Raw genomic sequence first — 14511 nt, forward strand, 5'->3', positions numbered from 1 at the left:
GCGTCGTCCGAGTGTGACGCGTGGGGCCGGCGCGGACACAGGCGGGGCGTGAAGAGGATCAAAGACGTCAAGGCCGTCCAGTGGCTGACGACCACCGACCACAAGACCATCGGAACGCTCTATCTGCTCACGGCGTTCGGATTCTTCTGCCTGGGCGGCGTGATGGCGCTGCTCATGCGCGCCGAACTGGCCCGTCCGGGGCTGCAGTTCATGTCGAACGAGCAGTTCAACCAGGCGTTCACGATGCACGGCACGATCATGCTGCTGATGTTCGCGACGCCGCTGTTCGCCGGCTTCGCCAACTGGATCATGCCGCTCCAGATCGGTGCCCCCGACGTCGCCTTCCCCCGGCTGAACATGCTGGCCTACTGGCTCTACCTGTTCGGCTCGACGATCGCGGTCGGCGGCTTCCTCACCCCGGACGGCGCGGCCGACTTCGGCTGGTTCGCCTACTCCCCGCTGTCGGACGCGGTCCGCTCGCCGGGCATCGGCGCCGACATGTGGATCATGGGTCTGGCCTTCTCCGGCTTCGGCACGATCCTCGGCGCGGTCAACTTCGTCACCACGATCATCTGCATGCGCGCCCCGGGCATGACCATGTTCCGCATGCCGATCTTCGTGTGGAACGTGCTGCTGACCGCCGTCCTGATCCTGCTCGCCTTCCCGGTCCTCGCGGCCGCGCTGTTCGCCCTGGAGGCGGACCGCAAGTTCGGCGCCCATGTATTTGATTCCGCCAACGGCGGAGCCTTGTTGTGGCAACACCTCTTCTGGTTCTTCGGCCATCCAGAGGTGTACATCATCGCGCTGCCGTTCTTCGGCATCATCTCCGAGGTCATCCCGGTCTTCTCCCGCAAGCCGATGTTCGGCTACATGGGTCTGATCGCCGCGACCATCTCGATCGCCGGTCTGTCCGTGACCGTGTGGGCCCACCACATGTACGTCACGGGCGGTGTGCTGCTGCCGTACTTCTCCTTCATGACCTTCCTGATCGCGGTCCCGACCGGTGTGAAGTTCTTCAACTGGATCGGCACCATGTGGAAGGGCTCGCTGTCCTTCGAGACACCGATGCTCTGGGTCATGGGCTTCCTCGTCACGTTCGTCTTCGGCGGACTGACCGGTGTCCTCCTCGCCGAGCCGCCGATCGACTTCCACGTCTCCGACACGTACTTCGTCGTGGCGCACTTCCACTACGTGGTCTTCGGCACGGTCGTCTTCGCCATGTTCGCCGGATTCCACTTCTGGTGGCCCAAGTTCACCGGCAAGATGCTCGACGAACGCCTTGGCAAGATCACCTTCTGGACGCTGTTCATCGGCTTCCACGGCACGTTCCTGGTCCAGCACTGGCTGGGCGCCCAGGGCATGCTGCGCCGTGTACCCGACTACCTGGCGGTCGAGGGTTTCGCGACGCTCAACACGGTCTCGACGATCTTCTCGTTCCTGCTGGGTTCGTCCCTGCTCCCGTTCTTCTACAACGTCTGGAAGACCGCCAAGTACGGAGAGAAGGTCGAGGTCGACGACCCGTGGGGCTACGGCCGTTCGCTGGAGTGGGCGACCTCCTGCCCGCCGCCGCGCCACAACTTCTCCACCCTGCCGCGGATCCGCAGCGAATCCCCGGCGTTCGACCTGCACCATCCGCAGGTGCGGTCGATGGAGCGGGAGATGACCGGGCGATGAGCACCGGGGAGGAGCGGACGCTCGTCCAGGAGATCGAGGGTCATCTGCTGCTCGCCGCCGCACGGCAGGAGGGCCGTGCGGCGGCGGCCCGTACGGCCTCCCGGCTGGGCTGGCTCACCGACACCCAACGGGAGGACCTGGAGCGGCACTTCGAGGCGGAGTACCTCGCGCTGGCCCGCGCCTCGTGGCAGCGCACCGCCGAACGCGCGGCGGAGCTGCGGCACATGTACGAGGCCAGATACCTGGCGCTGAGGCAGCGGCTGGTGGCCTGGTGCGTACTGGGTGGTGCCCTGCTGGCGGCGACGAGTCTGCTGGTGCTCGCCGCCGCCTAGGCAGCGGTGTCAGGTCCGGGACCACTGCTGGTTGTTGCCGCCGTTGCAGGTCCACAGGACGAGTGAGGTGCCGTTGGCGGTCCACCATGCGGACTCGGGGCCCCCGGCGGGGCGCGGGCCGGGGGCCGGCCGCGCCGGTGCGGATCCAGTTCAACGAGGGGTTCCGGTCGGCCCGACCGGTCTCCCTGGCTGGGCACCGAATGTCGTCCCCCTGCGCGGCCCGACCGTAACGGCCCTGTCCTCTGCCCTCGCACGGGCCGCCAGGGACGCCTCGTTCACCGAACGCGCACGCGCCCTGGGCGCCCCACTCTCAAGGAGGACGGGTGGGCCCGGTACTGGCCGCGATGGAGCGGCCGCGCGGCTTGGCGGACGGGCCCGGGGCGTCGGCTCAGGTGGGTCCCGGCCAGTCCCCCGGGCGCAGTATCCCCAGTAGCTGCCGGACCAGTTCGTCGACCACCTCGTCCAGGGTTGCGTCCACCCAGCCGGCGCTCCAGTCGTGGAGCACGCCGTTGACGCTGCCGATGAACGCCGCCGCCGCGATGCGGTAGTCGCGAGGCGCGGCCTCTCCGCGTGCGGCGGCCGCCCTCGCCTCCGCGCAGATCAGTTCGACCCAGCGGGCCCGGCGGGCGAGGCGCTGTTCCTCCAGGCGTGGGCTGACGCCGATGATCTCGACGAAGGTGATGCGGATGCGGCGCGGATCGGCGGTGACGTTCGCCGCGTACGCGCGGAAGATCATGGCGGTGCGCTCGGCGAGCGACAGCCCCTCGGCCTCGGCCGCCGCGGCCAGCACGGCCTGTTCGGCCCAGTTGTTGACCTGTAGGTGCAGTGCGGCGAGGACGTCCTCAAGGGTGCGGAACTCCTCGTAGAACTGACGGGTCGACAGGCCCGCGGCCTCGCTGAGGGACGCCACGGTCGCGGCCCGGAAGCCGGGCGCGTCACCGAAGAGCTGGAGCGCCGCGTCCAGGAACCGCCGCCGGCGTTCCGCCTGCCGCTCCTCGGCGGACTTGCCCGCGTAGCGGCCGGTCGGCGGCCTGAGCCTGCCCCCCACGATCCCCTCCCGTCCCCAACTCGCCCACCACGCAGCCAATTTTGTCGCGCACGCGGTCTTGTGGAGAAGGCCACCCCACCTTACTTTTCAGTAAGTTAACTCTGAATGCCCCCGTGTTCAGATTCATCGCCCCGTCATGGCACCGCTCCCACCACACCCCACCCAGAGGAGAGAGCAGTCATGCCTGCCTTCAGACCCAGGCACCTTTGCTCCGTAGCCGCCGCCCTCGTCCTGACCCTCACCGCCCCCGCGACCGCCGCCACGGCCGCCACGGACGCCGCCTCCCTGCGCGAGGTGCTGTTCGTCGGCAACAACTGGGACGGCACCGCGGACGTCATCAAGTCCAGCGGCGACTTCGCGAAGGTCGGCCGGATCAACGTCGTTCCGGACAAGGACGCCCGGATGGCGGAGATCAACGCCGACCCGATCAAGTGGATCTACTTCATGGCCATCCGCAACAGCGTCGGCGAGGGCCACGACCAGTTCGTGGACGACATGTACTCCACGCCGGACGGCAGATCCGTCGTGGTCTCCCGGCCCAGCTTCGCCGACGTCGTGTCGATCGACCTGGCCACCGGGAAGATCAACTGGCGTTTCCCGGTGGCCGGTTACCGCGCCGACCACATGGCCGTGTCCCCCGACGGCACACGGGTAGCGGTCTCCGCCTCGACCGCCAACACCGTGCACGTGCTGGACATCGACACCGGCAAGCAGCTGGGGTCGTTCGCGACCGGCGACAAGCCGCACGAGAACATCTTCACCAAGGACGGCAAGTACATCTGGAACATGTCCATCGGGGACGTCAACACCGCCCTCGACGACCCGGTCTGGGACTGGACGAAGGGCGACCGGCACATCACGGTCGTGGACGCGACGACCTACAAGCAGGTCAAGGTCATCGACATGCGTGACCGGCTGGACGCCTTCGGCCTCAAGAACTTCTCCGACGCCGTCCGCCCCGCGGTGTTCTCGCCCGACGAGTCGAAACTCTACTTCCAGGTCTCGTTCTTCAACGGTTTCCTGGAGTACGACGTCGCCACCGACAAGATCACCCGGATGAAGACCCTGCCGAAGAACCCGGCGACCAGCGAGGACCGCACCACCTGGGTCAACGACTCGCGCCACCACGGCATTTCGATGAACCCCGCGGGCACCAAGCTGTGCGTGGCGGGCACCATGGACGACTACGCGACGGTGGTGGACCGCGCCACCCTCCAGGAGGGCCCGCTGGTCACCACCTCCAAGCCCTACTGGGCCACGGTCAGCGGCGACGGCAAGGACTGCATCGTCTCCGAGAGCGGCGCCGACCAGGTCACCGCCATCGACTTCGCGACCGGGCAGAAGGTGACGTCCGTCGCGGTCGGCGACCATCCGCAGCGGGTCCGGCTGGGCCACGTCCAGTCCGACTGGACGGGTCCGTCGTCGAGTTGACCTCGCGCGCAGCCACCGCCCGGCCTCCGGGGTGCACACGCACCGCCCCGGAGGCCGGTCCGCTGTCAGAAGTGGGCCGTCGCCCACGCCGCCAGCTCGGACCGCGCGGCGCTCAGCAGGTCCGCGGACGGCGCCGTCGCCCCGTTGGTCACCAGCGCGTAGTGCAGGACACCCGAGTCCGCGTCGGTGAGCAGCAGGCGGCGGCTGCCGGTGCCGCCCGGTTCGGGGGCCACGCCGACCGGGGTCGAGGCGGTGTACGACGGGGGCGCGTACACCGTGCCCAGGTCGGAGACGACCGTGGTGGCCGACGCCGGGAAGGAGGCCGGCAGATGCAGCTCGGTGGGTGCCGTACCACTGCCCGAGCGCCACACCAGAACGCCGTACTGGCCGGAGCCCACCAGGCGCGACACGTTCGGGAGCGAACTCGGCACCGGGTTCCACGTCAGGGTGGCCGAGCCGTCCCGGGAGCGGTCCTCGTAGGTGAAGGCGGCGGTGGTGCCCGAGGTGGCGCTCGGGTAGATCCGGTCGAGCAGGCGGGAGTCCTGCCGGAGGGCCACCGTGCCGGAGTCGTCCAGCCGCACGGCGGAGAGGTCCTCGTCGTTCCAGGCGTCGCCGGAGGTGCGGACCTTGTCCGGGTTGCCGTTCATCAGCTCGTGGTGACGTCCGTTGTAGATGTCCCACTGCCACTGGGAGCCGGACAGGACCGGGCCGGAGGACACCGGGTCGGACCACCAACCCGCGCCGGAGAGACGGGAGTCGAGGGACTGGTACATCGCCTTGAGCACGGTCGGTGCCTTGTCCGACACGGTCCCGGACAGGGGGTGGCCGTACTCGCTGACCACGGCCGCGGTCCCGGCGGCCGAGGCGCGGTCGCGGATCGTGCCGAAGTCGGCCGTGTACTGGCCGTCGGCCGCCTTGCCCCACATCAGGATGCCGGAGATGGCCTTCTGGTCGTAGAAGTGGGTGTTGAAGACATAGCGCGACCCGAGCGTGCCCGCGTCCAGCAGTCCGCCCTCCTGCTTCTGGGAGGAGATGTTGGCGTTCCAGAAGAGGTTCGGCTCGACGAAGGCGGGCTTGGCCTGCCAGCCGGCCGCGTCCATGCGGGCCCGGAACCTCTGGTAGAAGGGCCACAGCAGGTCCCGCTCCCAGGTGCGGCTGGTCTGGCCGGAGTCGTAGCTGCCCGCGTACGGCTCGTTGTACGGGTCGAAGCCCACGACGCCCGTGAACTCGGTGTCCGTGAGGTGCTGGGCGAGGTACGCCATCGTCGACTGCGCCGTGGCCAGGAAGGCCTCCTGGAGGCCGTAGTTGTTGTGCCAGAAGTCGTACTGCGCCTTCGTCACGGCCGAGTTCTGGGTGATGTTCTGACCCCAGAAGAAGCAGATCCCGCAGGACTCGGTGGGGTAACTGCCGAGGTCCACCGCCCACTTGGGGCCACCGTCTCCGGTGTACCAGCTGCCCGGGTCGAAGAGGTGGCGGGAGTAGAGGTCCTGGTGGAAGTCGGGGTAGACGCGGACGCCGGCGTCGAGGAAGGCGCGCATCTGCTCGGTGGCGGCGGCCAGATACGCGGTGTCGACCTGGCCCCGCACGGGCTCGGCGTGGGCCCAGGAGAGGAGGAAGCGGACCGCGTTGCCGCCGCCGAGGGCACGCAGCGCGGTGGCCGACTTCCGTGCGTCGGCGACCGAGGCGAAGGGCAGGCCGCCGTTCTCCTCCAGCTTGGTCTCGCCGGAGACGTTGTAGCCGCGCAGGACGACCTCGCGGCCCTGGCCGTCGACGAAGCGGCCGCTCTGCACCGTGAGGGCGGTGCCGTCGAACCAGAGGGAGTCGGAAGGGGTGGCGGCGGTGGCGGGCGAGGTGCCGGCCACCACCAGGAATCCACAGAGGACAACCAGGACAACGAACAAACGCGCCCGGATATTCGTCATGTCCATTACAGTCCGGTGATTTCCGGACACCGTCAACCCTGCTGACTCCAGAGTAAGTTCTGTTTCGGCCGCGCCTCGTCGGCCCCGCCGCTCCCCTCAGCCGCTCACCCGGTGCGTCACGTTCAGCAGGTACTCCTTGCGGTTCAGCGGGTTGTGGTCGGTACGCGGCCGCTCGGGGACCGTGCCCCGGGTGACCGGCGCGTAGTGGTCGAAGGCGCTCTCCAGCTCGCCCTCACCCCGGGTCAGGCCCGGCAGTCGCTGCCCCAGCCCGTGCACCCGGGCAGCCGGTACCGAGCCCTCCAGGACACAGCTGGAGCCGTGCGTCCCGGTGGTCTGCGGCACCGCCCCGAGCCGGGCGAGCACCGGGAGCAGGCCGCCCAGGGTGTCCGCCGGGGCCTCCAGACGGAAGCGGTGCATGGGCTCGTACACCCGGGTGCCCGCGCGGCGCAGCGCGTCGACCAGGACGAGCGGGGTGAGCCCGCGGAAGTCCGCCCCGGTGCTGGACATGCTCTTGTCGAAGCCCTGGTGGGCGTGGCTCTGCCGGGGCGAGTAGCCGGAGTGGGTCATGGTGACCGTGCAGTCGGTGACCCGCCAGCCGTGCAGCCCCTGCCCGAGTGTCTCGCGGACCGTGTCCTCGACGGCCTTGAAGAAGGCGTACGGCATGGCGCCCAGCTCCACTTCGAGCCGGAAGTCCACGCCCGCGCCGACCGGGGCCGGATCGACGCGCAGCCCGACGGTCGCGAGGAACGGGTTGGGGGCCTTCTTGTTGAACTCGACGGCCGACCCCGTGCCCGCGGGACGCTCGATGCACAGGGTCGTCGTCTCGCGGAAGGTGACGTCCAGCCCGTACTCGTCGGCGAGGGTCGCCTGGACGACCTCCTTCTGCACCTCGCCGTAGAGCGAGACCGAGGCCTCCTGCCGCACCTCGTCGTGGCGCACGTCGATGAGCGGGTCCTGTTCGGCGAGCTGGGTGAGCGCGATGTGCAGCGAGCGCCGGTCCACGCCCGGTCCCGGGACGACGACCGTCTCCAGGGTCGGCGGGGCGAAGTGACGCTGCCGCCCCGCCCTCGGTACCCCGATCGGGTCACCGATCCTGATGCCGCCCAGGCCCCACAGCCGGCCGATCCGGCCGGCCCCGATGCTCTCCTGCCGGAGGTCCGCGCCCCGCTCGAAGACGCTGACCGCGGTGACCTTGCCCTCTTCGGGGGTCGCTCCGAAGAGGACCCGGTCGCGGGCGCGGAGGGTGCCGGTGAAGATGCGCGCGTAGGCGATCTTCTCCCCCGCCGGGCCCCGCTCGACCTTGAAGACCGTGCCGGACAGCTCGCCGTCGGGGTCGCCCCCGGCCGGGGGCAGCAGCCGTTCGATGCCGGTGATCAGCTCGGGCACGCCGGCGCCGGTGACGGCGGAGCCGAAGTAGACCGGATGGGCGAGTGCCTGCCGGGTCCGGTCGGCGAGGACGGTGCGCAGTCGGTCGTACGAGACGGTGTCCTCGACGTACGCGGTCAGCAGCTCGTCGTCGAGGTCGGCGAGGGCGTCGAGCGCGGCCGGGCCCAGTCCGGGGACGAAGCGGGCTTCGCGGGTGCCGAGTCCGGTGGCCGTGCCCATCGGTACGACCGCCCGTGTGAGCCGCCGGGCCATCGCCCGCAGCACGGGCTCGTCCTGTGCGCCGCGCCGGTCGATCTTGTTGACGAAGACCAGGGTGGGGATGCGCAGCCGTCGCAGCGTCCGCATCAGCACACGGGTCTGCGCCTGGACGCCCTCGACCGCCGAGACGACCAGGACGGCGCCGTCGAGCACACCGAGGACCCGCTCCACCTCGGCGATGAAGTCGGGGTGGCCGGGGGTGTCGATGAGGTTGACGGTCACACCGTCGAGCGGGAAGGAGACGACGGCGGACTTGATGGTGATACCGCGCTGCCGTTCGAGCGCGAGGGTGTCGGTCCGGGTGTTTCCGTCGTCGACGCTGCCGAGCCGGTCGATGACCCCGGCCGTGTGCAGCAGCCGTTCGGTCAGGCTGGTCTTACCGGCGTCTACGTGCGCGAGAATTCCGAGATTGAGCAGGTGCACTGAGCGTGATGTCCTTCGGCATGGATGGGATTCCTTCCTGGGTGGACATGCACGCAGTGCGCATCTCTGGTCCTCTCCGGGTGACGACTGGTTCCGTGCAGTGGAGCAGGATCCGGGCCCGAGCGGCAATGGATTAACGCTCAACGAAAGCCCGTCACAGCACTCGCCGCATCCAAGGGGTGGTCATAGAGTGACCCACATCACGTTCGGTTGCTGATTTCCCTCTCCCACGCCCGCACGGTCTGGAGGGCACATGACCCACATCAAGGTGAAGGTGGACGGCACGACGTACGAGGACGACGTGGAACCCCGTCTGCTCCTGGCCCACTACCTGCGCGACCGCCTCGGCCTGACCGGCACCACGATCGGTTGCGACACCTCGAACTGCGGGGCGTGCACCGTCGCCCTGGACGGGGCGAGCGTCAAGAGCTGCTCGGTGCTGGCCGTCCAGGCGGACGGGAGCGAGGTGACCACCGTCCAGGGGCTGGCCGAGAACGGCGAGTGGACGGCGCTGCAGCGGGCGTTCCACGAGCAGCACGGCCTGCAGTGCGGCTACTGCACCCCGGGGATGATCATGGCCGCACGCGATCTGCTGACCGAGAACCCGCACCCCGCCCCGCACGAGGTGCGCCACGCCCTGGAGGGCAACCTCTGCCGCTGCACCGGTTACCAGAACATCGTCCGCGCGGTGCTCGCCGCCTCCGGGGAACAGTTGGTCGAGGAGGTGACGGCATGACCGATCAGGCCGTCGAAGGCGAGGTCGGACGCTCCCGGCTGCGCAAGGAGGACGCCCGGCTGATCACCGGCCAGACCAACTGGACCGACAACATCCAGGTCACCGGACTGCTGCACCTGGCGATTCTGCGCAGCCCGATGGCCCACGCCCGCATCGCACGGGTCGATGTCTCCCCCGCTTTGGAACGCCCCGGTGTCGTCGCGGCGTTCAGCGGCGCCGACCTCGCCGAGGGAATGGGTTCGCTGCCGTGCGCCTGGCCGGTGACCGAGGACATCGTGCTGCCCGACCACCCGCCCATCGCCGTCGACGAGGTGCGCTACGCCGGCGACCCGGTGGCGGTCGTGGTGGCCCGCGACCGGTACGCGGCCGCCGACGCGCTGGAGGCGATCGAGGTCGACTACGACCCGCTGCCCCCGGTGCTCGACCTGGAGGCCGCGCTGGCCGAGGGCTCCCCCCTGGTCCACTCCGACAAGGGCACCAACCGCAGCTACCTCTGGCCGCTCGCCACCGGTGAGAGCTTCGAGACGGTCCGGGAGCGCGCCGAGGTCACCGTGAAGCGCCGCTACCACCAGCAGCGGCTCATCCCCAACGCGATGGAGCCGCGCGCGGTGGTCGTCACCCCGCTCGCCGCATCCGGCGAGTACACCGTCTACTCGGCCACACAGATCCCGCACATCCTGCGGATCATGCTGGCGATGGTCACCGGCGTCCCCGAGCACAAGCTCCGGGTGATCGCCCCGGACGTGGGCGGCGGCTTCGGCTCCAAGCTCCAGGTGTACGGCGAGGAGGCCATCGCCGTCGCGGTCGCCCGGCGGCTGGGCCGGCCGGTGAAGTGGACCGAGTCCCGCTCCGAGGGCTATCTCGCCACCCATCACGGCCGCGGCATGATCCAGGACGTCGAGGTCGCCGCCACCCGTGACGGCAGGCTCCTCGGCCTGAAGGTGGATCTGCTCGCCGACATGGGCGCGTATCTGATGCTCGTCACGCCCGGCATCCCGATCCTCGGCGCCTTCATGTACCCGGGGATCTACAAGATGGACGCCTACGAGTTCAACTGCACCGGCGTCTTCACCACCCGCACCCCCACCGACGCCTACCGCGGCGCCGGGCGCCCGGAGGCGACGTTCGCCATCGAGCGGATCATGGACGAACTGGCGGCCGAACTCGATCTGGACCCGGTGGAGCTGCGGCGCCGGAACTGGATCCGGCACGAGGAGTTCCCGTACACCTCGATCGCCGGGCTGACCTACGACAGCGGCAACTACGAGGCGGCCACCGAGAAGGCACTCGCCCTGTTCGGGTACGACGACCTGCGCGCCGAGCAGCACAAGCGCAACGAGCGCGGCGACCCCGTACGCCTCGGCATCGGCGTGTCGACGTACACCGAGATGTGCGGCCTGGCACCGAGCCGGGTGCTGCGCGACCTCAGGTACGCGGCCGGCGGCTGGGAGGCGGCGAGCATCCGCATGCTGCCCACCGGCAAGGTCGAGGTGGTCACCGGCACCAGCCCGCACGGCCAGGGGCACGTCACCAGCTGGAGCCAGATCGCCGCCGATGTGCTGGGCGTGCCGTTCGAGGACATCGAGGTGGTGCACGGCGACACCAAGGCGGCCCCGCAGGGCATGGACACCTACGGCTCACGGTCCCTGGTCGTCGGCGGGGCGGCCGTGCACCGGGCGGCCGAGAAGGTGGTGGAGAAGGCGCGGAAGGTCGCGGCCCATCTGCTCGAAGCCAGCGAGCAGGACCTGGACTTCAGCGGCGGCGTGTTCTCCGTGAAGGGCTCGCCCGAGGCACGCAGGACCATCCAGGAGGTCGCCTTCGAGACGTTCTCCTCGCACGACCTGCCCGACGGCATGGAACCCACCATCAACGCCGAGCACCTGGTCGACCCGGAGAACTTCTCCTACCCGCACGGCACCCACCTGTGCGCGGTCGAGGTCGACACCGAGACCGGGCGGACCAGCATCCGGTCGTACGTCTGCGTCGACGACGTCGGCCGGGTCATCAACCCGATGATCGTCGAGGGACAGGTGCACGGCGGCATCGCGCAGGGCATCGCGCAGGCGCTGTTCGAGGAGGCCGTGTACGACGACGAGGGCAACCTCGTCACCGGCACCATGGCCGACTACCTCGTGCCGTCGGCCGCGGACCTGCCGGACTTCGTGACCGACCGGACGGAGACTCCGGCGACCTCCAACCCGCTCGGGGCCAAGGGGGTCGGGGAGTCCGGGACGATCGCCTCGACACCGGCCGTCGTCAACGCCGTCGTGGACGCGCTCAGGCCACTGGGTGTGCAGGACGTACGGATGCCGTGCACCCCGGAGCGGGTCTGGCAGGCCGTGCAGGCAGCGGGTTCGGGTAAGGAGGCCTCGGCATGATTCCCCCCGCATTCGACTACGCCCGTCCGTCGAGCGTCGACGAGGCGGTGCGCACGCTCGCGGACGCGGGCGAGGACGCGAAGGTGCTGGCCGGCGGACAGAGCCTGCTGCCGCTGCTGAGGCTGCGGCTGGCCTTCCCGGAGCTGGTCGTGGACGTCGGCCGGATCCCTGAGCTGCGCGGGGTCCGCGAGGACGGCGACACGCTCGTCATCGGCGCGATGACCACGCACCACGACGTGATCCGCGACCCGCTGGTACGCCGGCACGCCGGTCTGCTGGCGGCCGCCACGGCCACCGTCGCCGACCCGGCGGTACGGCACCGGGGCACCCTCGGCGGCTCGCTCGCGCACGCCGACCCGGCCGGGGACCTCCCGGCCGTGGTGCTGGCCCTGGACGCCGAGCTGGTCGCCGTCGGACCGGGCGGACGGCGCACGATCCCGGCGGGCGAGTTCTTCCTCGACTACCTCCAGTCGGCGCTGGCGCCCGACGAACTCCTGGTGGAGGTGCGGGTACCGAAGAAGGACGGCTGGAGCTTCCACTACGAGAAGTTCCACCGGGTCGCCCAGGCCTGGGCGATCGTCGGCGTGGCGGCCCTGGTGCGGCGCGACGACGGGCACATCGCCGAGGCACGCGTCGGGCTGACCAACATGGGCGCGACCCCGCTGCGGGCCGCCGCGGCCGAGCGGGCCCTGGCCGGTGCCGGGGACCCACAGGCCGTGGCGCGGGCCGCCGAGGCGGCTGCCGAGGGCACCCAGCCGTCGCGGGACGTGTCGGCCTCGCCCGAGTACCGCGCGCACCTCGCACGGGTGCTGACCAAGCGGGCGGTCCTGACCGCCACCGGAATGGGGTGAGCGCCGATCACCCGGATGGACGACCCGGAGCAGGTGCGGGCCCGGCTGGAGGAGACCGGATACCTCCTCGACGACGGTCTGGCCATCGCCTGCTTCCTGGCGGTGAGGCTGCACCGGCCGCTCTTCTGCGAGGGCGACGCGGGCGTGGGCAAGACCGCGCTCGCGTCCGCCCTCGCCGAGGCGCTCGACGCGCCGCTGATCCGGTTGCAGTGCCACGAGGGCATCGACGCCTCGCAGGCCCTGTACGACTGGGACTTCCCGCGTCAGCTGCTGCACCTGCGGGCCGCCGAGGCGGCCGGGGTGAAGGACGCGGAACAGCTGGAGAGCGAGCTGTACGACCGGCGCTTCCTGATCGCCCGGCCGCTGCTGCGGGCGCTGCAGACACAGCCGTCGGTGCTGCTGGTCGACGAGATCGACCGGGCCGACGACGAGTTCGAGGCGTTCCTGCTGGAGTTGCTGTCCGAGTTCTCGGTGACGATCCCGGAGCTCGGCACCCTGCGCGCCGAGGTGCCGCCGGTCGTCGTACTGACGTCGAACCGCACCAGGGAGGTGCACGACGCGCTCAAGCGCCGGTGTCTGTACCACTGGTTCGACCATCCCGGGTTCGCCCGTGAACTCGCCATCGTGCGCAGCAGGTTGCCGGACGTGTCGGCGCGCCTGGCCGAGCAGGTCACCGGCCTGGTGCAGGCGCTGCGGGCGGCGGACCTGGTCAAGCCGCCGGGGGTGGCCGAGACGATCGACTGGGCGCAGGCCCTGGACGCGCTGGGGGCGAGCGAGGTGGACGCCGAGCTGGCCGTGGCGACGCTGGGGTCGGTGCTGAAGTACCGGGAGGACGCCGAGCGGGCCCGGGGGCTCGATCTCGCGGCGGTGCTCGCGGCGAAGGGAGCGTGAGGGGCGTGCCCGCCGCGGATGCCGTCCTGCTGGGTTTCGCCCGTGCCCTGCGCGCGGCGGGCATCGACGCGAGCGCCGACCGCTTGCAGGCGTTCTGGCGGGCCCTGGACACGCTGCGGCCAGGGGTGCGCGCGGATGTGTACTGGGCGGGCCGGCTGACGCTGTGCGGCGGACGGGACGACCTGGAGCGCTACGACCGGGTGTTCGCCGCGTACTTCGGGCCCGGCGGCGAGCCCGCGCGCCGGCCCCTGCGGGCCGCTCCCCCGCCCCGGCTGCGCCCCCTGCCACGGGACGCTCCGGCCGGCGCCCGTGCCCCCGGCGACGGCACCCCCGAGGGTCCGCCCACCGCCACGCTGGCCAGTTCCGCCGAGGTGCTGCGGCACCGTGACGTCGCCGGGCTGGACGCCGCCGAGCGGGCCCAGCTCGACCGGCTGCTGGCCGCGTTCGCGCTGCGCGCGCAGACACGGCGCACGGCGCGGCGACGGCCGGCCCGGCGCGGGGACGTCGATCCGCGCCGCACGGTCCGGGAGCTGCTGCGACGCGGTGGTGAACCGGCCCGGCTGCGGCGCCACGCGCGGGTCGAACGGCCCCGCCGGGTCGTGCTGCTGGTGGATGTCAGCGGCTCGATGGCGCCGTACGCCGACGCGCTGCTGCGGTTCGCCCACGCCGCGGCCCGGGGCGGTCGTACGGAGGTGTTCACGATCGGCACCCGGCTGACCCGGGTGACCCGCGAGCTCGCGCACCGCGACCCGGACCTGGCGATGGCGGCGGTCGCGGACGCGGTGCCCGACTGGCGCGGCGGTACTCGGCTGGGCCAGCTGCTGCGCGAGTTCCTGAACCGCTGGGGGCAGCGGGGCATGGCGCGCGGGGCGGTGGTGGTGCTGCTGTCGGACGGGTGGGAGCGTGGCGATCCGGAGCTGCTCGGGGCGCAGATGCGACGCTTGCACGGGCTGGCGCACCGGGTGGTCTGGGCCAATCCGCGCAAGGCACGTCCCGGCTATGCGCCCCTGGCCGCCGGGATGGCGGCGGCGCTGCCGAGCGTGGACGCCTTCGTCGAGGGACACAGCCTCGCGGCACTGGAGCGGCTCGCGGCGGTGGTGCGCGGGGCGGAGGCGGCCTCCGTCGAGGTGGCCTATGCGGAACTGGCCCAAGTGGAGCGGGACTCGGAACGGGTGTGACCC

Annotated in this window: 11 protein-coding genes; 8 read left to right on the forward strand and 3 right to left on the reverse strand. The window is 70.9% G+C overall.

The features are described from left to right. Positions 1 to 48 precede the first annotated feature (48 nt). Positions 49 to 1674 carry a cytochrome c oxidase subunit I gene (gene ctaD, locus AB0I54_RS23355; protein ID WP_363298038.1) on the forward strand — a complete coding sequence of 542 codons (1626 nt, stop codon included), beginning with the start codon at positions 49 to 51 and terminating at the stop codon, positions 1672 to 1674. Further along, positions 1671 to 2006, forward strand: a complete 336-nt coding sequence (locus tag AB0I54_RS23360; protein ID WP_363298039.1) for a hypothetical protein — start codon at positions 1671 to 1673, stop codon at positions 2004 to 2006. The genes ctaD and AB0I54_RS23360 overlap by 4 nt, the downstream gene beginning before the upstream one ends. Positions 2007 to 2394: 388 nt before the next feature. Here AB0I54_RS23360 and AB0I54_RS23365 read toward each other — a convergent pair whose 3' ends face one another. Continuing rightward, a complete protein-coding gene (locus tag AB0I54_RS23365; protein WP_363298040.1) occupies positions 2395 to 3054 on the reverse strand; it encodes a TetR/AcrR family transcriptional regulator in 660 nt (219 codons plus the stop codon). A 180-nt stretch (positions 3055 to 3234) separates the two neighbouring features. Here AB0I54_RS23365 and AB0I54_RS23370 point away from each other — a divergent pair, with 180 nt between their 5' ends. After that, a complete protein-coding gene (locus tag AB0I54_RS23370) occupies positions 3235 to 4485 on the forward strand; it encodes a YncE family protein (protein ID WP_363298041.1) in 1251 nt (416 codons plus the stop codon). Between the two features lie 65 nt (positions 4486 to 4550). Here AB0I54_RS23370 and AB0I54_RS23375 read toward each other — a convergent pair whose 3' ends face one another. Both AB0I54_RS23375 and AB0I54_RS23380 read right to left on the reverse strand, forming a co-directional pair. Then, positions 4551 to 6413, reverse strand: a complete 1863-nt coding sequence (locus AB0I54_RS23375; RefSeq protein WP_363298042.1) for an endoglycosylceramidase — start codon at positions 6411 to 6413, stop codon at positions 4551 to 4553. Positions 6414 to 6503: 90 nt separating this feature from the next. Continuing rightward, positions 6504 to 8474 (reverse strand): translation factor GTPase family protein, encoded by a 1971-nt coding sequence (locus AB0I54_RS23380; RefSeq protein ID WP_363298043.1) that lies wholly within the window; start codon positions 8472 to 8474, stop codon positions 6504 to 6506. A 253-nt stretch (positions 8475 to 8727) separates the two neighbouring features. Between AB0I54_RS23380 and AB0I54_RS23385 the strand changes: the two genes are divergently transcribed. The 5 genes from AB0I54_RS23385 to AB0I54_RS23405 are packed head-to-tail and all read left to right on the forward strand — an operon-like array spanning position 8728 to position 14508. Then, positions 8728 to 9210, forward strand: a complete 483-nt coding sequence (locus tag AB0I54_RS23385) for a (2Fe-2S)-binding protein (RefSeq protein ID WP_363298044.1) — start codon at positions 8728 to 8730, stop codon at positions 9208 to 9210. Beyond that, the gene (locus AB0I54_RS23390) at positions 9207 to 11588 is read left to right on the forward strand and encodes a molybdopterin cofactor-binding domain-containing protein (RefSeq protein WP_363298045.1); all 2382 of its coding nucleotides are present in this window, start codon (positions 9207 to 9209) and stop codon (positions 11586 to 11588) included. The genes AB0I54_RS23385 and AB0I54_RS23390 overlap by 4 nt, the downstream gene beginning before the upstream one ends. Beyond that, positions 11585 to 12439, forward strand: coding sequence for a xanthine dehydrogenase family protein subunit M (locus AB0I54_RS23395; RefSeq protein WP_363298046.1), 855 nt, complete (start codon positions 11585 to 11587; stop codon positions 12437 to 12439). Before AB0I54_RS23390 ends, AB0I54_RS23395 begins: the two co-directional genes overlap by 4 nt. Positions 12440 to 12454: 15 nt before the next feature. Next, entirely contained in the window at positions 12455 to 13330 is an 876-nt protein-coding gene (locus tag AB0I54_RS23400) for a MoxR family ATPase (protein WP_363298047.1), read from the forward strand. Continuing rightward, a complete protein-coding gene (locus AB0I54_RS23405; protein ID WP_363298048.1) occupies positions 13327 to 14508 on the forward strand; it encodes a VWA domain-containing protein in 1182 nt (393 codons plus the stop codon). The genes AB0I54_RS23400 and AB0I54_RS23405 overlap by 4 nt, the downstream gene beginning before the upstream one ends. Positions 14509 to 14511 lie beyond the last annotated feature (3 nt).

Origin of the sequence: Streptomyces sp. NPDC050625 (assembly GCF_040654755.1) — a bacterium.
Lineage (GTDB): Bacteria > Actinomycetota > Actinomycetes > Streptomycetales > Streptomycetaceae > Streptomyces.

What these genes read in the sequence shown, in the direction of transcription:
- AB0I54_RS23360 (WP_363298039.1), top strand. Translation starts at nt 1,671, where the DNA reads ATGAGCACCGGGGAGGAGCGGACGCTCGTCCAGGAGATCGAGGGTCAT.
- AB0I54_RS23370 (WP_363298041.1), top strand. Translation starts at nt 3,235, where the DNA reads ATGCCTGCCTTCAGACCCAGGCACCTTTGCTCCGTAGCCGCCGCCCTC.
- AB0I54_RS23375 (WP_363298042.1), bottom strand. Translation starts at nt 6,413, where the DNA reads ATGGACATGACGAATATCCGGGCGCGTTTGTTCGTTGTCCTGGTTGTC.
- AB0I54_RS23385 (WP_363298044.1), top strand. Translation starts at nt 8,728, where the DNA reads ATGACCCACATCAAGGTGAAGGTGGACGGCACGACGTACGAGGACGAC.
- AB0I54_RS23390 (WP_363298045.1), top strand. Translation starts at nt 9,207, where the DNA reads ATGACCGATCAGGCCGTCGAAGGCGAGGTCGGACGCTCCCGGCTGCGC.
- AB0I54_RS23395 (WP_363298046.1), top strand. Translation starts at nt 11,585, where the DNA reads ATGATTCCCCCCGCATTCGACTACGCCCGTCCGTCGAGCGTCGACGAG.
- AB0I54_RS23400 (WP_363298047.1), top strand. Translation starts at nt 12,455, where the DNA reads ATGGACGACCCGGAGCAGGTGCGGGCCCGGCTGGAGGAGACCGGATAC.